Origin of the sequence: Shewanella vaxholmensis, from assembly GCF_031932135.1 — a bacterium.
Taxonomy (GTDB): Bacteria; Pseudomonadota; Gammaproteobacteria; order Enterobacterales; family Shewanellaceae; genus Shewanella; species Shewanella hafniensis.
The window spans coordinates 57,611-74,923 of the sequence record NZ_JAUOEV010000015.1; the positions used below are offsets into that span (position 1 = coordinate 57,611).

At 47.6% G+C, this 17,313-nt stretch carries 16 protein-coding genes; 10 read left to right on the forward strand and 6 right to left on the reverse strand.

The window, feature by feature from the left end:
• Positions 1–120 precede the first annotated feature (120 nt).
• Entirely contained in the window at positions 121–480 is a 360-nt protein-coding gene (locus Q4Q46_RS13730; protein WP_006083495.1) for a DsrE/DsrF/TusD sulfur relay family protein, read from the reverse strand.
• A gap of 274 nt (positions 481–754) precedes the next feature.
• Here Q4Q46_RS13730 and Q4Q46_RS13735 point away from each other — a divergent pair, with 274 nt between their 5' ends.
• The 7 genes from Q4Q46_RS13735 (at position 755) to Q4Q46_RS13765 (ending at position 6,296) form a co-directional block, all read left to right on the forward strand.
• Entirely contained in the window at positions 755–1,591 is an 837-nt protein-coding gene (locus Q4Q46_RS13735; RefSeq protein ID WP_311906233.1) for a hypothetical protein, read from the forward strand.
• A gap of 144 nt (positions 1,592–1,735) precedes the next feature.
• The gene (locus tag Q4Q46_RS13740; RefSeq protein ID WP_012090451.1) at positions 1,736–2,047 is read left to right on the forward strand and encodes a hypothetical protein; all 312 of its coding nucleotides are present in this window, start codon (positions 1,736–1,738) and stop codon (positions 2,045–2,047) included.
• Between the two features lie 9 nt (positions 2,048–2,056).
• Entirely contained in the window at positions 2,057–3,511 is a 1,455-nt protein-coding gene (locus Q4Q46_RS13745; protein ID WP_311906234.1) for a protein adenylyltransferase SelO, read from the forward strand.
• A 13-nt stretch (positions 3,512–3,524) separates the two neighbouring features.
• Positions 3,525–3,857, forward strand: a complete 333-nt coding sequence (locus Q4Q46_RS13750; protein WP_071940629.1) for a DUF3630 family protein — start codon at positions 3,525–3,527, stop codon at positions 3,855–3,857.
• Between the two features lie 2 nt (positions 3,858–3,859).
• Complete coding sequence (locus tag Q4Q46_RS13755) at positions 3,860–4,882, forward strand: serine/threonine protein kinase (protein WP_311891206.1); 1,023 nt, start codon at positions 3,860–3,862, stop codon at positions 4,880–4,882.
• Positions 4,883–5,012: 130 nt separating this feature from the next.
• The gene (locus Q4Q46_RS13760) at positions 5,013–5,621 is read left to right on the forward strand and encodes a thiol:disulfide interchange protein DsbA/DsbL (RefSeq protein ID WP_220776584.1); all 609 of its coding nucleotides are present in this window, start codon (positions 5,013–5,015) and stop codon (positions 5,619–5,621) included.
• Positions 5,622–6,083: 462 nt separating this feature from the next.
• Positions 6,084–6,296 carry a DUF1107 domain-containing protein gene (locus Q4Q46_RS13765; RefSeq protein ID WP_106649149.1) on the forward strand — a complete coding sequence of 71 codons (213 nt, stop codon included), beginning with the start codon at positions 6,084–6,086 and terminating at the stop codon, positions 6,294–6,296.
• Here the strand turns inward: Q4Q46_RS13765 and Q4Q46_RS13770 are convergent.
• Positions 6,293–6,514 (reverse strand): cell division protein ZapB, encoded by a 222-nt coding sequence (locus Q4Q46_RS13770; protein WP_006083484.1) that lies wholly within the window; start codon positions 6,512–6,514, stop codon positions 6,293–6,295. The two genes, Q4Q46_RS13765 and Q4Q46_RS13770, sit on opposite strands and share 4 nt — an antisense overlap.
• A 179-nt stretch (positions 6,515–6,693) precedes the next feature.
• Between Q4Q46_RS13770 and Q4Q46_RS13775 the strand changes: the two genes are divergently transcribed.
• Together Q4Q46_RS13775 and Q4Q46_RS13780 are read left to right on the forward strand one after the other, a co-directional pair.
• Entirely contained in the window at positions 6,694–8,187 is a 1,494-nt protein-coding gene (locus Q4Q46_RS13775; protein WP_311891208.1) for a Na+/H+ antiporter NhaC family protein, read from the forward strand.
• A gap of 80 nt (positions 8,188–8,267) precedes the next feature.
• Positions 8,268–8,618, forward strand: a complete 351-nt coding sequence (locus tag Q4Q46_RS13780) for a RidA family protein (protein ID WP_311906235.1) — start codon at positions 8,268–8,270, stop codon at positions 8,616–8,618.
• A gap of 44 nt (positions 8,619–8,662) precedes the next feature.
• Here Q4Q46_RS13780 and Q4Q46_RS13785 read toward each other — a convergent pair whose 3' ends face one another.
• On the reverse strand, positions 8,663–8,932 hold the full coding sequence (locus Q4Q46_RS13785) for a Rho-binding antiterminator (RefSeq protein WP_220591343.1): 270 nt from the start codon (positions 8,930–8,932) through the stop codon (positions 8,663–8,665).
• 130 nt (positions 8,933–9,062) lie between these two features.
• Here Q4Q46_RS13785 and Q4Q46_RS13790 point away from each other — a divergent pair, with 130 nt between their 5' ends.
• A complete protein-coding gene (locus Q4Q46_RS13790) occupies positions 9,063–10,154 on the forward strand; it encodes a branched-chain amino acid aminotransferase (protein WP_311906236.1) in 1,092 nt (363 codons plus the stop codon).
• A gap of 85 nt (positions 10,155–10,239) precedes the next feature.
• Here Q4Q46_RS13790 and Q4Q46_RS13795 read toward each other — a convergent pair whose 3' ends face one another.
• From Q4Q46_RS13795 to prpF, 3 genes are all read right to left on the reverse strand, one after another.
• Complete coding sequence (locus Q4Q46_RS13795) at positions 10,240–14,766, reverse strand: EAL domain-containing protein (RefSeq protein WP_311906237.1); 4,527 nt, start codon at positions 14,764–14,766, stop codon at positions 10,240–10,242.
• 391 nt (positions 14,767–15,157) lie between these two features.
• A complete protein-coding gene (locus Q4Q46_RS13800; protein WP_311906238.1) occupies positions 15,158–16,021 on the reverse strand; it encodes an isocitrate lyase/PEP mutase family protein in 864 nt (287 codons plus the stop codon).
• A 54-nt stretch (positions 16,022–16,075) separates the two neighbouring features.
• Positions 16,076–17,284, reverse strand: a complete 1,209-nt coding sequence (gene prpF / locus Q4Q46_RS13805; protein ID WP_311906239.1) for a 2-methylaconitate cis-trans isomerase PrpF — start codon at positions 17,282–17,284, stop codon at positions 16,076–16,078.
• Between the last annotated feature and the right edge of the window lie 29 nt (positions 17,285–17,313).

The window sequence follows — 17,313 nt, forward strand, 5'->3', positions numbered from 1 at the left end:
TATCCCATCATAGGCAGTGAAATTGGCGCTGACAAAACGAAAGCGCCAATTTATGAAGGTGCGCACAAAATAGGGCTTTAAATAATCCTTCATCCTCAATGTCGCACTTACAAGTCAACCTTAGATATGCATCACTTTGTCGGCAGCTAATGTCCAGCGGGTTAAATCTTGCAGCGTACCTATGTGCGCGCCTTCGATGATCATTTCCGCGGTAACGCCTCGCGCTTGAGCACAGGTCTTACAAAGCAGGATTGGCACTTGCTGCGCCGAGAGAATTTCAAACATCTGTTGTAGGTTATAGCTTAAGTCGGGTGTGGTTTGATTTTTGAGTGCGCCAAACACGGCATCAGACATGAGAAAGAGTTTAAGATCGACGGCTTGTTCATCCTGATCCTTCAGTGCTAATGCGATGCGTAGGCTGTTAAATAGCTTTTCTGTCCCGTAGGGGCTGGCGTGAGCCACGATAAGAATACTTTGCATCAGGTGTTCCTTATATTTGTCGTAAACAGGGCGATTGGGGTGATAAGGCAATACGGTTGCGTCAGTCTAGCGCAATTGACTATAACTATTTGAGCGCAAGATCGTATAAAAAGGCATAAATACTTGATTTGCACCGACACAATGGACTTTAATAGCGGTTAATCTCTGCTCAATTTTTAGCTAGACTCGGTTGCCATGGACACTGTCCTAATGGATTTTGGCAAACCAATTGACACGGCTTCTGACGAGAAGCGGCCATCAAAGGTGAACAAGAATGAAGATCATAGTCGTATTTATACTAATTGCTGTCGGGGTGTTTTTATTTCTTCGCGCGCAGCGATTGGCGAAAGAAGAACAAGAGGCGATGAAACCTAAATCGACCACGGTAAAACCTGTTGTTCCTACCGAAGAGGTACCTATTTCCTCCGCTGCTGAACCCGAGCGCGTAGAGCCTGAGCCAGTTGAGCAGGCTGAGGACACTCGCGTGGTGGAAGTTGAGCCTGTCATCGAAGTAGAAGCCGAATTGATGCCCCGTGAGACGAATGAGCCGGCGAACATTTCGGTGGAACTAGACACAGATATCATCGAAGTCGATATTCCTGCGGCCCATAATGAAGAGGCGGTGATCATTTTAGGCACCACGCCAACAGATGAACAAGCTGACGTTAAGACTGAAGCAGAGCCAGCATCGAGCACGCGTTCAGAGGTCGGTGCGCCAGGGGCTTGGGCGAATGTAACCTTAGTTCGGGCCTTTGAAGAACATCAAGGGGCAACGTCAGCCAGTGCTCGCTATACCGCGCTGCAAAATATGGTCGCAGAGTGCTACAAGCAGCGTAAATCGGCGGATTATCTCAACTATGGCGCTCAGTTAGCTGAAGAATATGTCGCACTGTTCCAAGCGGCTAGCGCCGAGCAAGGCAAAGATACTGAGCTTAAGTCTTCCGGTTTCTTGCATTTAGCCACCTTGCTAAATGATATCCAAGCCTTCGATGCCGCCATTGTCATTTGTCGTAAAGCATTAGAGCTTGGGCTGAGCGATGGCACTGTCACTGGCTTTGAGGGTCGTATCAATCGGATTGAGAAAGCACAGGCTAAAGCAACTACGGCTTAACACTTTGGTTGGGAGCGCTTAGCGGGTAAACCCTTAAACGAAAAGCGGTTATTTCCCTCGTCTAAGCAGTGTAGAATCCCTGCTAACTGAATGCGCAAAAGGCGAACTAAGGTTCGCTTTTTTTATGGGCTTGATAGGGGAAAAATGAAACTAAGCTATGCCTTACCGAATGTCTTATTCGGGCTTGGATTATTGCTACTCAGTGGCTGTACTAAAACCCCAGAATGGACCCTATTTTATTATCCCGATGTGAGCGCCATTCCGGTGACGCCTTTGCAGGCCGAGGATATTAATGGCTACTACGACACCCTAGCGCAATGCCAGAGCAAGGCCCACGGCATGCAGCGTCTAAGCAGCTCTGGCGTGAGTGGCTTTGGCCTTGGTGTGTATCAATGTGGGCACCTATGTGAGTTCGACGATAAGTCGGTGCTGGTTTGCAAGACCATGAGCCAATAGGTGGACAAGATGAAGTTTAAACAGGATTTTTTTACACAGTTACCTGAGTTTTACTCGCAAGTGTACCCGCAAGGGATAACTAAGCCTGAATGGCTGGCATGGAGTGATGACGCTGCGCAATTGATTGGCTTAAGCCAACCCACCGATGAGCTGTTATTGGGCTTGTCTGGCAATGCCGCCGTCGATGGCGCGACTTACTATGCCCAAGTCTATAGCGGCCACCAATTTGGCGGTTATACGCCGCGCTTAGGGGATGGACGCTCGATCATTTTAGGTGAAGCGATTGGCCCAAATGGCGCATGGGATGTTGCCCTTAAAGGTGGCGGTCCGACGCCTTATTCGCGCCGTGGTGATGGCCGCGCCGTGATGCGCTCTGCCGTGCGTGAGTTTTTAGTCTCTGAGGCGTTGCATCATTTACATGTGCCGACGACCCGCGCCTTGGCCGTAATTGGCTCTGACTTACCCGTATGGCGTGAGAGCCAAGAAACCGCAGCCATTACCGTGCGTTTAGCCCGTAGCCATATTCGTTTCGGCCATTTCGAGTTTTTCTGCCACAGTGAACGCGGCCGTGCCGATAAGTTGATTCAATTACTCAACTTCACTATTACTCAGCATTATCCCCATTTGAGTTGTGATGCCGCAGGCTATAAAGCGTGGTTTTTACAGGTAGTGCAAGATACCGCCAAGATGATTGCCCACTGGCAAGCGGTCGGTTTTGCTCATGGCGTGATGAACACGGACAATATGTCGATTCTGGGTGACAGTTTTGACTTCGGCCCCTTTGCGTTCCTCGATACATTTCAAGAAGATTTTATCTGCAATCATTCGGATCCCGAAGGTCGCTATGCCTTTGGTCAGCAGCCGGGTGTCGGTTTGTGGAACTTGCAACGCTTAGCGCAGGCGCTCACGCCAGTGATCCCATCCGATGACTTAATTGCCATTCTTAATCAATACCAAGAGGCGCTAGTGCAGCCTTATTTGCGCTTGATGCGGGCGAAATTAGGTCTCTCTGCAGTTGATGCCCCGTCGGTAGAGCAGGACAAACAGGATCTCGACCTCATAGGTCGATTCACTGTGCTGATGGAGAAAAATCAGCTTGATTACACTCAGACTTGGCGCCAATTAGGCAAGTTAGATCCGACCAGCAAACACAGTGCGCTGCGGGATGACTTTATTGATGTCAGTCAGTTTGATACTTGGTATCAAGCCTATCAACAGCGATTGGGCGCAGTAGCGGATATCCCTGCGTGGCAAACTGAGCGCAATAGTGTGAATCCCAAATATATTTTGCGTAACTATTTAGCCCAAGAGGCGATAATCGCGGTAGAAGAGGGTAATCTTGCGCCGCTGCATTTGCTGCAAAAAATCTTAACTCAGCCCTTTGCTGAACACGCAGAACATGAAGACTTGGCAAAGCGTCCACCGGACTGGGGCCAAGGTTTGATCATGTCATGTAGTAGTTGATTGGATAACAAGCATGAAATTACCAAGCACGCATTTAAAAGCCATTAGCTTAGATACCATTCGCTTAGATAGAAGCGCCTTAAGTTTAGCGGTCAGTGCGGATATCGATTTTGATCGTTTCGCCGACTTTGCCGAACCCTTAGCCGCGGCGCTCGATTGCACTGTGCGCGAGCGTCAGTGGGGCGCCGACAGGCATCAATGGTTATTAGAATTTGAAGGCAGCCAGTTATGGCTCAATTATGAGTTTTACGGCAACATTTGCTGGCTCTCGACCGAACGAGAAGCCGATTTTGAGGTGCTGGAATACTTAGCCACTTTGCTGCAACCTCACCTAAGAGTGAACTGAATATGAGTCAGAATATGACGCCACCAACCACGAGTTCTAGCGGCGCTGAGTTCCATTTTCAAGCCCTAACGCCGGATTTGATCTTAGATGCGATCGAAAGTTTGGGCGTGTACCCGGAAACAGGCCTGCTTGCGCTGAACAGCTACGAGAACCGCGTCTATCAGTTTCGCAGCGATGAAGGGCTGCGTTATGTGGTGAAGTTCTATCGACCCGACCGTTGGAGCGACGCGCAGATCCAAGAGGAGCATGATTATGCGCTCGCACTTGCGGCAGAAGATATCCCGATTGCGGTACCTGTGATCATCGAAGGTCATACGTTACACAAGTATCAAGGTTATCGATTTACCTTGTTTCCTTCCTTGGGTGGCCGTGCCTTTGAAGTCGATAATTTAGAACAGCTGGAATTAGTTGGTCGATTCATCGGTCGTATACATCAGTACGCGGCGCAAACGGTATTTACTGAACGTGAACCCTTGAATCCGCAGATTTTAGGCGCCGAGCCGCTCGCGTGGTTAAAGCAATCCAATCTGGTGCCTAACAGCCTACGCTTACCGTTCTTTACCGTAGTAGAGCAGGTGTTGGCTAAGGCGAATGCGATTTGGGAGCGCCAAGATTTTGCGGCCATTCGTTTGCATGGCGATTTACACCCAGGCAATATTTTGTGGACGCCAGACGGTCCCGGATTCGTCGATTTAGACGATGCGCGTATGGGGCCAGCAATTCAAGATTTATGGATGATGTTAACGGGTGATAGAGCGCAGCAGTTGATGCAGCTCGAGATATTACTCGAAGCCTATGAAGAGTTTTGTGAGTTTGATACCAGACAGTTAGCCTTGATTGAACCGCTGCGGGCGCTGCGTATGGTGCACTACAACGCGTGGATTGGTCGTCGCTGGGACGATCCAGCTTTCCCGATGAACTTCCCTTGGTTTGGGGATGAAAAGTATTGGGAACAGCAGATCTTGGCATTTAAGGAGCAACTTTTTGCTCTTGGCGAGCCACCACTGAGCCTAGTGCCTTATTAGTATTGAGCAAAATCTAATGTCACAGACGTATCTTGTGACATTAGATTGAACTCTTAAGCTTGAGTTACACTCAAAAAATGGAATATGTTAGTCTCCAGCCAATTTATCAAAAATGATTTAAGGAATGTTCATGAAAAAAGTATTACTTATGGCCGCGGCTTTATTACTGGCGCCACTGGCTGTATCGGCTGTGGAATACCAAGAAGGTGTGCATTACACAGTGATTAACGATGGCCCAGCAACCGCTAAGCCTGAGATCACCGAGTTTTTCTCTTTCTATTGCCCACACTGCTTTAATTTCTCTAAAACAGTTGTGCCAAAAATTCTCGCCGAAAAGCCAGAAGGTGTAGCGTTTAACCAAGCACACGTTGATTTTATTGGTAAAGAAATGGGCGTTGAAATGTCACGCGCATTTGCTGTTGCACATCAGTTAAATGTCGATGAAAAAATGGATGCGGCGTTATTCTCTGCCATTCATGAGAAAAAAGAACACTTTACTAGCCTTGCCGATATTCGTGCCCTTTTCGTGGCTAACGGTGTCGATGGTAAAACCTTCGATGCGGCGGCAGAATCTTTCATGGTGAAGGCGCAAATGGCGAAAATGAAGCGTGATACTGAAAACGCTAAGCTGACAGGCGTACCTGCTCTTGTCGTTAACGGTAAGTATCGTGTTGAGACTGGCGCGATTAAATCCTACGACGAACTGTTAGATATCGCTTTCTACTTAACCAAAAAATAGTTTTATGGCGTTATCACATCACTGTCATGCGGGTTTGTAATAATGCTGAATATACTGAGTTTGAAAGGAGCCTGAGGGCTCCTTTTTTATTGCGGTACGGCGCAGACTAGGCGATTTTGAGGTTAGTCGCTTGAACTTATTGAATAAAAGCGAGGCAAAAAATAGGCAAAAAAAACCGTACTTCTTGTAAAAGAAAGTACGGACTTGAGCCAGAGGACTCATTTTTACCCTGAGTAACGCTGTTAATTTAGCAGAGCGTCAAAAAAATGGCAAGTGACATTATTATGGCGTTTTGTTTATTTGGGTTACAGCGTGGCAAATTGATAAGTTAACTAAATCAGATGATTAACTGTTTTTGGCAATAAATTATGAAAAAAAGCACGCTAACGATGAAACTCAAGTGGTAAAGCTTCTGTCAAACAACTGTAATCAATAACAACAAGAATGCTTGTAGGTGGTCATATGAGAGTTTTTCCTGTCTACGCACCTAAGCTTATCGTTAAGCATGCGCGTATTTTTCTCACTGGTGTTATTTGGGTTAAAGACTTAGGACGATTGGAATTTGAGAAGGGACGGTTTTTGCTGCCAAGAAAAAGCCTGCCAAAAGTGAAGCAGGCTATTTTAGAATTGAACGAACTGATCGAAGCGCAGCATCATCAAACAAAGGCTGTTTAGATTTCGCTGTTTAACAAGCCAACAAGGCCAGTCACTTTTTCGTTCCAAGAAGTGAGTTCTTCTTGTAGTTGCTGGTTTTGCGCATTCAATTGTTGATTGTGCTCACTCAGCGTAGACGCTTTTTGCTTCTCTTCTTCAAGCTCCATTTTTAGAAGCTCGATCGTTTCGAGTGCAGCCTGGATTTTGGTTTCCAGTTTGGACAGTAATTCAAGGCTCATCTGGAGAGTCCTATGGTTTCTGGATGGGACTGTGATTCTAGCAGTGCCTAGAACTTAAGGAATAGCGATTCTTGTCGTTTGGTCAAAAAACACCCTATTACTGGGTTCTAAATTAAGTTTTTTTGCATTTGTTATTAACTCGTTAGTATTCTTGGTTTTATTTTTTATCGGAATGGTCCATGTCGCCTAGTCTGCTCGCCATACTCCCGCTACTGTTGACCTTAACCTTAGCCCTGTTTTTACGTCGTACACTGGTGGCGTTAGGCGTCGGCATCGTCTCTGGCGCGCTATTGCTCGCCCAATTTGACCCACTGCAAACTGGGCGGTATTTGCTTGATATCGGCGTTAAACAATTCTATGCCCAAGGTGCTTGGCAAGCGTGGCACCTCAATGTGCTATTGGCCATGTTGCTGCTAGGCAGCATGACGCAGTTATTAGCACGTGGCGGCGCCGTGGGTCAGTTTGGTGATTGGCTTTATAGCCGTATCCGCACTGAACGTCAGGCACGTCTGGGCGTCGTTTTCCTTGGTTGGTTAGTGTTTATTGATGGAATTTTCAGTTGCCTTGCCGTCGGCCATGTTTGTCAGCCATTGAGCCAGCGTTATGGCATTCGTCATGAGCAGCTCGCCTATTTGGTCGATTCCAACGCTTCACCTCTGTGTGCGCTATTGCCTTTCTCTAGCTGGGGCCCCTATGTGATGGCTCTGATTGCGGGGATCAGCTTTTTGCCCGTGTCACCGCTGGAAGCCTTTATCGATGTGGCTTTATTTAATTTTTACGCCATAGTGACCTTAGGTTTGTCCGTGCTTGTCGCTTGGTATGGCGTGGGTTTTCGCTCTTTTGTCGCCGCTACCGTGGTGGAATCTTCTAGTACAGTCGAGGCCAAGGGCAATCCTTGGCTACTCGCTATTCCTATGCTGACTCTGTTATTGGCTTCGGTGGGATTAACTTTGTGGTCTGGTGCCCAGCAGGTCTCTTCTTGGGATGTGTCGCTCTGGCTGGCTAAGGCCGATATTGGCGCCTCTATGCGCGATGCTTGTTTGTTGGCGACCTTGGTCACTCTGATTATGTTGGGCTTGTCTGGGCGACGCTTAACGGCGTTAGTGGGGGATTTGAGCCACGGTGTGCGCATGATCGCCTTTGCTATTGCAATTTTGCTCTGCACTTGGATGATTGGCGCTGTTATCCAAGATCTTGGCGTGGCGAAATTGTTGGCCGCTTGGGCTAAATCTTATCTTTCTCCACACTTGCTGGTGGCGGGAATGTTTTTACTCTGCGCGATAATGGCTTTTGCGACGGGCTCGAGTTGGGGCACATTTGCGATTATGATCCCGATTGGTGCTGAGATTGCTCATAACCTTGATCCTCATCTGTTGTTACCAGTATTGAGCGCTGTGATGGCGGGGTCAGTTTTTGGCGATCACTGCTCGCCCATTTCAGATACCAGCGTGCTCAGTGCGACCAGTTCAGGTTGCGCTCCCCATGACCACGTGGTGACTCAGTTGCCCTTTGCGTTAATCGCGGCGTGTTCGGCCCTGATTGGATTCCAATTAGTGAATTTAGACGTGGCGACGCCGTTAGTGTGGTTGGCCGTGGTGAGCTGTGGTCTCGGTTTATTTGCCTTGATGGCGCGCTTCTATTCGCCTTGGCCTAAGTTAGTACCGCAGACATAACGCCTGTTTATCGTTAAAATGGCCTATTCGGTTTGAGCTGAACCCTTTATTTCAATGTACTGATTTAAGAGATGATCAATATGAGCATTACCCGTTTAGACGTTGGCACCCGCATGAGCAGCATAGTCATTCATCAAGGTACTGTGTATCTGTGTGGCCAAGTGGCGAAGGATAAGTATCAAGATATCACTGAGCAAACCGTCACTATGCTTGAAGAAGTCGATACCTTGTTGGCGCAGGCGGGGAGTTCGCGTGAGCATTTGTTGTCAGCGACTATCTATCTGAAAGACATGGGTGATTACGATGCGATGAATGCCGTATGGGATGCTTGGGTGCCTAAAGGCCATGCGCCAGCCCGCGCTTGCGTGCAAGCTGCTATTGCTGAGCCGGAATATTTGGTTGAAGTGTCTGTGATCGCGGCGATCCAGTGACCGATTTCAACCGATAAAATTATAGTTGCCATGTGTTGCCACTGTTAATCTTGTTTAGTGGCAATTAGCACCCTGCCAAATTCAGCATTCGCATCGGCAGGCGTGATGGCAACGATATGGTCGAGCCTAAGGGCGTGTTGAGTTTGCTGCTGGATAACAAGCCACTCGGTTTTGTCGGCTCTGGTCTGCGTGGTGATGGCTTGACCTTGGCACTGGGTGCCATCAATAAGCTCAATCTTGAGCTGATAACCGCGCAGGCAGGCAAGTTCGAGGTAATCGTAGTGTTCGCAGGGGATCATTTTATAATCTGACATAGGATCGTCTCATTGGGAGTTCGACCCTATTGTGGCAAAAATACTTGCCATTGGCATTATATGCGCGCCCCTCTTGACTTTATTCCTGTCGCTCCCTAGTCTGCTTGTTCAGTAATCAAGGTGGTATGCGATGGAAATAACTTACAATTTAAAACCTGCGTCCGAGCGCCGTACTGAGCAATTCAAGCCCGAGGGGAATGTGGGCTTTGGTAGCCTCAGAACCGATCATATGTTTTTGATGGATTATCATGACGGACAATGGTGCGATCCACGCATCGTTCCCTATGGTCCATTTGAAATGGCACCGGGTGCAATGGCGTTGCATTATGGCCAGTCGATCTTCGAAGGCGCGAAAGCCTTTATGCACGAAGATGGCGAGATTTATACTTTCCGCATTAATAAGAATGCGGAGCGGATGAATCGCTCCGCCGATATCGTCTGTATTCCTAATATCGATGAACAAGTGCAGATGGATGCGATCAATACGTTGATCGATGTCGATCGCCTGTGGTTCCCGATGCAAGAAGGTGCGTGTCTGTATATTCGCCCCTTTATTTTTGCGACTGAAGACCGTCTCTCTGTTAGCCCAAGCACGCGTTATACCTTCTGTGTGGTATTAAGTCCAAGTGGTGCTTATTACGCAGCGGGTGTGAACAAAGGCATACGCTTGCTGATCAGCAAAACTTTCCATCGCGCGGTATCGGGTGGCACTGGTGCCTCAAAAGCGGCGGGTAACTATGCGGCTTCGTTGCGTGCGGGTAAAGCTGCGGCAGCCTTTGGTGCATCGCAAGTGTTATATCTCGACTCGACCAATCAACAGATTGAAGAAGCGGGTGCGATGAACCATTTCCACATCTTAAAAGATGGCACTGTGATCATTCCGACTTTTACAGATACCATTCTTAAGTCGATCACCTCGCAATCCATCATGGAATTGGGTGAGATGCTTGGTTGTGAAGTGCGCCAAGAGACTGTCATGCTTGATCAATTTATCGCCGATATCGAATCGGGTGAAATTATCGAGGCGGGTGGTTTTGGTACAGCAGCCGTGGTTTCAGCCGTGGGCTCCTACATTTTTGAAGATGGCCACATAGTCACTGTCGGTAATGGTGAAGTGGGCGAGCATGTTCAGCGCATCTACAAACTCTATACCGAAATCCAAAAGGGTCACATTCAAGGTCCAGAAGGCTGGGTTAAGCGTGTTGAACGTTTAGCAAAGTAAGGATGTTGTGGTGATGATTAAAGGCTCCTAGGAGCCTTTTTTATTGGCTGATTTTGACGATGACATTTGTAGGCTTCGCCTCAAATCAAATCGGCTGTGGCTTAGATTGATTCTTGAGTAAAGTTAAAAAGTCTGCGGCACTTAAGGGTTTACTGAGTAAGAAACCTTGTACTTGATCGCAACCCTGCATCGCCAAGAAGTTGAGTTGTTCTTGGGTCTCTACGCCTTCGGCGACAACGTTCAGGTCTAAACTGTGGGCGAGGGCGATAATGGCGCTGGTGATGGCCGCATCGTCGGGATCATTGGTGATATCTCTGACGAACTCTCGATCAATTTTCAGCGTGTCTATCGGGAAGCGTTTGAGATAACTCAGGCTCGAATAACCCGTCCCAAAATCATCCACCGCTATGGTTAAGCCTAGAGCCTTGAGTTTTGACAAAATACTGACCGACTCCTGCGGATTGCCCATGATCATCGACTCTGTCAGTTCAAGCTCAAGGGACTGTGCTGGTAGACCAGAAACTGCCAAGGCAACTTCTATAGTGGAGATAATATCAGCCTTAAGCTGGCGCGCCGATAGGTTAACGGCGACAGCGATACCATTGAATCCTAAGCTGTTCCATTCGGCTAATTGCTGGCAAGCATGATTGATTACCCAATGGCCAATTTGGGTGATTATGCCGGTTTCTTCCGCCAGCGGAATAAACTCGACGGGGGAGATGGGGCCAAGTTCAGTGTGATGCCAACGTAAAAGCGCTTCTATCCCAGTCAGCGAGCCATCTTTTAAACAGAACTTAGGCTGATAAACTAAGCTCAACTCGTTGCGCTGAATCGCCTGTTTTAACCCACTTTCGAGTTGCACATGGCGCGTGGCAATTTCATTTAATTTAGAAGTATAAAACTGGAAGTTATTCCTGCCTGATGATTTTGCGTGGTACATGGCAGTATCGGCAAATTTAATCAGCGAGTCGGCGTTGTCGGCATCGTTTGGATAGAGACTGATACCGATAGAGGTCGAAATGGTCAGCGTTTTATCGTCTAATAAAAAGGGCGTTTGGAATGCTCTGAGCACTTTTTCTGAGATCAAAGTAGCGGCTTTGGTTTTGGCCACTCCTTCTAAAATAATGGTAAATTCGTCACCGCCTAAGCGTGCAACCGTATCGCCATCGCGCACTGCATTTTGCAGTCTTCTGGCAACGGCTTTGAGCAGTAAATCGCCGACATGGTGACCCATGGAGTCGTTGATATGTTTAAAGCGGTCGAGATCTAAAAACAGTAAGGCGACGATATTGTTCGCTCTGTGCGCTTGGGTTATCGCGTGATTAAGCCTGTCTTGGAACAAGGTTCGGTTGGGTAGGCCAGTTAACGTGTCGAAACTGGCGAGGAAACGCAGATCTTCTTCGGCTTTTTTTCGCTCTGTAATGTCGGTAAATACCGCAACGAAGTGGCTGGTTTCACCTTTAATGTCGATAACTTGGTTGATCTCTAGCCAGACTAGAATTGCCTGCCGTTGTTTATTGCGGATCCACAGTTCCCCAACCCAATGTTTATGACGCAGCAGCTGCTGTTCAATGGTATTGAACAATTCACGCTGTTGGCGACCAAAGGCTAAGTGAGTAAAATGTCTGTCGCTGATTTGGCGTTCTGTGTAACCTGTTATCGTGCAAAATGCAGGGTTTACCGAGCGAATGCGATAGTCTAGGCCCGCTACGACAACGGCTTCATTCATGCTGTTGAGCACTTGTGAGGACAAGACCAACTCGTTCTCAATCAGCTTACGAGAGGTGATGTTACGGTTAGTCCCTGTCATGCGGATCGGGTTATCTAAACTATCTTTTTCAACCACTTTGCCACGATCTAAAATCCATACCCAATTACCCGGTGAGCGTTCGACACGGTACTCGGCTTCGAAGAAAGGTGAGCGGCCTTGAAGATGCTCGTTTAGCTCAAATTTGAATCTCTCTCTGTCTTCTGAGTGCATGCTCTCATGGGCAATATTGCTGCTATTCCAATGGGGAATCGAAGCATCCATATTGGTACGATAGACTCGATTTTCGGGTATGTTCCAGTCCCACATGCCATCGCCAGATGCCCACAGTGCCAGCTTTAGTCGCTCCTCAGAGGCGCGGATACTGGTTTCAAATTCACTTTGTATGTGACGTTTCTTTTTACGCCAGCGAATAATCCAAACCAGCAAGCCTAATGTGAGTAAGAAATAAAGGGTGTAGGCGAACTGAGTGCGATAGAAGGGGGCTTGTACATTCAGATCGACAAGCAGTGCATAGGCACCTGCTGAGTTGTATTGTAGGCCATGGCGAACATGCAATCGGTAATGACCAGGATTGATGTTAGTGAAGGTGATTTCATTGCCTGTGGGTAGCTCATGCCATTCGTTATCAAATCCTTCAAGATAATAGCTAAAACGATTTTTACCTGTGTAGCTGAAATCCAATGAGGTCACCTCAAAACTGATCAGCTGATCGCTATAGTTCATCACTATGCTAGGAGGATGACTTAAGTCGAGAATCGTATGGTCTTTTCCTGCAATGCTATAGCCTGTGAGCGCGACTTTAACATCGGGTCGTTGATCCGGAATCAACTTGGGATTAAAACGATTGATACCATTAATGCCACCAAACCAGAGATCGCCATCGCTGTCTTGCAGTTTTACACCACCGTTAAACTCCAGCGCCTGTAATCCCTCTTGCTCGTTGAATATGATGACACGATTGGTTTTAGGATTTAGTTTGCCTATGCCCGCATTACTGCTAAACCAAATATTATGTTGTTGGTCTTCTAATAAGGCGTAGATAGTATCGCTTGGTAATCCCTGATCGCGGGTGTAATGGGTAAAGCCTGCATTGGCATCTTGAGAAGGTAATATACTGATGCCACCATGGGTGGCGAACCACACCTCGCCCGCCTGAGTCACTAAAATATCGCGGACACGGTTATTGATTAAGCTTTTCTTATTAGCAGCTTGATGGAAGTAAGATTTCCCTATACCCGTCTGCATGTCCAGTTTCAACAAACCATCGAGTGTACCAATCCATAGCGTATCTTTATGTGCTCTTAGGATTAAAAGTTGGTTTTGTGCTGGAGAGAAATGGTCAATATTCGCCAATGAGATAAAAGTAAACTCATCGTTATCTATAGCCTTGCGATAGAGGGCGTGAGTCGTTGCTACCCAGAGATGGCCTTGATCATCAATTTCTAGATTACGAATATAATTGGCTTCAGAGCCTTGGTCCGTACTTGCAGTGACCTTGAGTAATTGGAATTCTCCCTCTGGCGACAACCGGCCGAGTCCATAGTTAGTCGCAAACCAGAGCACGCCTGCTTTGTCTTGATCAATATCTCGCAGGGTGAGATTTAAATTGCGTTGATGCATCCCTAAGGCGTTCGCAAATCTCTCCGTAAAGTGCTCATATTGCCCGTTCGTTAACATGCGCTTAAGCCCAGCGCCTTCAGTACCTATCCAGAGGGCATCATCTTTACTGCGGAACAAGGTGCGAATATTGTTACTCTGTTGCGACAGATCTGGGGTGTATTCGAAAATATGCTGAAAATACTGGCGGCGGGTATTTATTTTATCTAAGCCCGAATAACTGGCGCCTAACCATAAATTACCAAAGGGATCTTGCAGCAAACTCAGTATGTTGTTTTCACTGATACTGTTGGTGCGCTTAGGATCATACCTGTGGTAAGTCGCATTAAATGCTTTGTTGTTTCTCTCCAGTTGAATAAGACCCGCTTCAGGCCCGACGACCCAAAAATCACCCTGTTCAGTTTGGATAAAATCCTTGATATAAGGCACGTTATCGTCGGTCTGCCAAAGGATTTCGCCCTGTTGCGAGGCTAAGTTGTAGTGCCATAGCTGTCCACCGAGCGCTAAGCTGATCGAATAGGCCGAGTTCGCTTTAATTTGATAGGCCGTGACATTTTGCGGCACGTTCAAGCGGGTGATGGTATTTGCACTGACAGCAAAGGTGCCGCTATCTTGGGTTCCAGCTAACAGATAAGTGTTTTCAACATTGGCTAGGCTTGTGATATGGGGTTCGACACTATTACCTAAACTCACTTGGGTAATGCGTTTAGTTTTGATCGATAGGGAAAATAGTCCTGCTTTAGTGCCAATCCAGAGTGTATTACCCACTATGCTGAGTTTAGTGGTGCGGGGATCGGTTAAGCCTTGTTCTTGGCCAAAGTGTTCAAAGGTCCCAGTGCTCAAATCGAGTCGATTGACTCCTTGGCTGAACGTGGAAACCCAGATGTAGCCTTCTGAATCTTGAATAATGTCAGAGACATAACTTTCAGAAATACTGTTAGGATCGTTGGGTGAGTGGGTGAAAATATTGAAGTTATGACCATTATAGGCATGCAAACCATCTTGAGTGCCAATCCACAACATGCCAGCACTGTCCATAAACAGGCTGGTAATTGTATTCTGGTTGAGACCATCTTCACTGCGAATATGTTCAAATTTAAGCTGTGTAAAAGCCGCACTCAAGGGTTGCGTTAATCCATTGCACGATATCCCCCACAAACTTAGGATACAAAGCGCGCTTAGCACAAGCTTGTGGATTAGTTGACTCAAATTTTCCCCTGCCAAAAAACGGCCCCATCCTGATTAGGTTTCTATTTAGTTTAGTTCTTAGCCTAGACCTTAAATGCCATTTTGTTGTAAAAATTTAGTTTAAATAACTGACTTGGTTTAAAAATAACCAAAATCGATGGGCGCGATTCTATCACCGATCATGCGATAGCTTAAATATACTGTTTCAGTGTCTTTGTGCTGATTATGCCGAGTTTCTTTTCTGGTGTTTAAGCCTAAGAATCTTAGCACTGTTTAAGGTAGGCCAACATATTATGCTGCGACAAATACGGTGAAAATCAGTGCGTGGGGTCACTAAAATCACGAGGGCGAATAGAAAAAGACCTTGCCGGAAGGGGGAGAAGCAAGGTCTTTGGTTGAACTATTTTAAGGCTATAGCGGGTGCATCTCAGTTATGACCATAACCGAGGTCAAGATCTAAATACGCTTGTGTGTTTATGATCCGTTCACGCTCTGCAAACGACACCATCTGCTCGGCAATGCTGTCACTGTCACCTTGCTCGAGAATGGTGCGTAAGGTGTGCTGACAAGCATGGATAGTCGCTCGCTGTAAGTCAGAGGGAATAATAATGAACTTGTATCCCAACTCTTGCAGTCTGTCCTTCGACACCAGCGGTGTTTTACCACTGTGGAACATATTGATGAGCTTCGGCTGCTTAATATGTTTAGCGATCAATTCAATTTGCTCAACGGTTTCGGGTGCTTCGACAAAGATCACGTCGGTACCTGCCGCTAAATACGCTTGTGAGCGTTCAATTGCAGCGTTGAATCCTTCAACGGCGATCGCATCAGTGCGGGCAATTAAGATAAAATCTGGATCAGTTTGGCTGTCCTTGGCGACATGGATCTTATGCACCATTTCTTGGGTACTCACCAAAGATTTATCATTCAGATGGCCGCAACGCTTTGGAAAGGTTTGATCTTCCAAATGCAATGCTGCGACCCCCGCTCGCTCAAAGGCTTTCACTGTGCGACTCACGTTGATGGCATTACCAAATCCAGTATCCGCATCCGCTATGATAGGCACTTGAGTCACTTCGACCATCTGTTCTAGCCGATGCAACACTTCGCTAAAGCTCAGCATGCCTATATCGGGGAAACCACAACTTCTCGCAATCGCGCCGCCACTGGCGTAAATCAACTTAAAACCTGTCTGTTCGGCTAAACGTGCCGTCATTCCATCGTAAACACCGGGCGCGACGTGAATATCATCACCACTTAGCATTTGTCGTAATGCCGTTGTTTTTTTCATTTGAATTATCTTCCTTGTGCGCCTTTAGCTATTAATCCAGAACCCTGTAGACGATTAGAAACAATCGCTCGGTACTCGCACAAAACCTTCCATCAGTACGCGGGCGCTGCGGCTCATAATGGCTTTAACCACAGTCCACTGCCCGTCAACCATTGACGCCTCTGCGCCGACGCGCAAGGTGCCAGAGGGATGACCAAAGCGTACCGCATCCATTTTGCCCTGAGTGTCGCCGCCTGCGGCTAAGTTGACTAAGGTGCCGGGAATGGCTGCCGCCGTGCCAATTGCCACTGCCGCCGTGCCCATCATGGCGTGGTGCAACTTACCCATAGACAGGGCACGCACCAGTAGGTCGATATCCTCTGCAGCCACCGATTTTCCGCTCGAGGACACATAGGTCTGTGGTTTGGCGACAATGGCAATTTTAGGGGTATGCTGGCGTGATGCGGCTTCATCTATATGTGAAATCAATCCCATACGCACTGCGCCATAGGCCCGAATAGTCTCAAATTTGGCAAGGGCGGCGTTGTCGCTATTAATATCATCCTGCAACTCAGTGCCTGTGTAGCCTAAGTCTTCAGCATTGATAAAAATGGTGGGAATGCCTGCGTTGATCATAGTAGCGTTAAAGCTGCCAATGCCCGGCACGTCTAGCACATCGACAACATTGCCGGTCGGGAACATGCTGCCCCCTTCACCGTCTTCATCGGCGGCGGGGTTCATAAACTCGATTTGCACTTCGGCGGCAGGAAAGGTCACACCATCGAGCTCAAAATCACCGGTTTCTTGCACTTCACCTTGGGTGATTGGTACATGGGCGATAATGGTTTTGCCTATGTTGGCTTGCCAAATACGCACAGTGCAGATGCCATTTTGTGGAATGCGGGCCGTATCAATTAAGCCATTGCTGATGGCAAAGGCGCCGACGGCGGCGGTTAAGTTGCCGCAGTTGCCACTCCAATCGACAAAGGGTTTATCGATGGCCACTTGACCGAACAGGTAATCGACATCGTGATCGGCCTGAGTGCTTTTGGATAAAATTACGGTTTTACTGGTGCTTGAGGTGGCGCCGCCCATGCCATCGATTTGTTTGCCGTAAGCGTCTGGGCTGCCAATCACGCGCAGTAATAGCGCATCGCGGGCGGGGCCGGCAACTTGTGCGGCTTCAGGCAAATCTTGCAGACGGAAAAACACGCCCTTACTGGTGCCGCCACGCATATAAGTTGCGGCGACTTTGATTTGGGGCGGGAAAAGATTGTTACTCATGCTATTAACTCCAAGGGGAATAGCGATAC

Coding starts and splice junctions, on each gene's coding strand:
- Q4Q46_RS13730 (WP_006083495.1), bottom strand. CDS start 480: ATGCAAAGTATTCTTATCGTGGCTCACGCCAGCCCCTACGGGACAGAA.
- Q4Q46_RS13735 (WP_311906233.1), top strand. CDS start 755: ATGAAGATCATAGTCGTATTTATACTAATTGCTGTCGGGGTGTTTTTA.
- Q4Q46_RS13740 (WP_012090451.1), top strand. CDS start 1,736: ATGAAACTAAGCTATGCCTTACCGAATGTCTTATTCGGGCTTGGATTA.
- Q4Q46_RS13745 (WP_311906234.1), top strand. CDS start 2,057: ATGAAGTTTAAACAGGATTTTTTTACACAGTTACCTGAGTTTTACTCG.
- Q4Q46_RS13750 (WP_071940629.1), top strand. CDS start 3,525: ATGAAATTACCAAGCACGCATTTAAAAGCCATTAGCTTAGATACCATT.
- Q4Q46_RS13755 (WP_311891206.1), top strand. CDS start 3,860: ATGAGTCAGAATATGACGCCACCAACCACGAGTTCTAGCGGCGCTGAG.
- Q4Q46_RS13760 (WP_220776584.1), top strand. CDS start 5,013: ATGAAAAAAGTATTACTTATGGCCGCGGCTTTATTACTGGCGCCACTG.
- Q4Q46_RS13765 (WP_106649149.1), top strand. CDS start 6,084: ATGAGAGTTTTTCCTGTCTACGCACCTAAGCTTATCGTTAAGCATGCG.
- Q4Q46_RS13770 (WP_006083484.1), bottom strand. CDS start 6,514: ATGAGCCTTGAATTACTGTCCAAACTGGAAACCAAAATCCAGGCTGCA.
- Q4Q46_RS13775 (WP_311891208.1), top strand. CDS start 6,694: ATGTCGCCTAGTCTGCTCGCCATACTCCCGCTACTGTTGACCTTAACC.
- Q4Q46_RS13780 (WP_311906235.1), top strand. CDS start 8,268: ATGAGCATTACCCGTTTAGACGTTGGCACCCGCATGAGCAGCATAGTC.
- Q4Q46_RS13785 (WP_220591343.1), bottom strand. CDS start 8,932: ATGTCAGATTATAAAATGATCCCCTGCGAACACTACGATTACCTCGAA.
- Q4Q46_RS13790 (WP_311906236.1), top strand. CDS start 9,063: ATGGAAATAACTTACAATTTAAAACCTGCGTCCGAGCGCCGTACTGAG.
- Q4Q46_RS13800 (WP_311906238.1), bottom strand. CDS start 16,021: ATGAAAAAAACAACGGCATTACGACAAATGCTAAGTGGTGATGATATT.
- prpF (WP_311906239.1), bottom strand. CDS start 17,284: ATGAGTAACAATCTTTTCCCGCCCCAAATCAAAGTCGCCGCAACTTAT.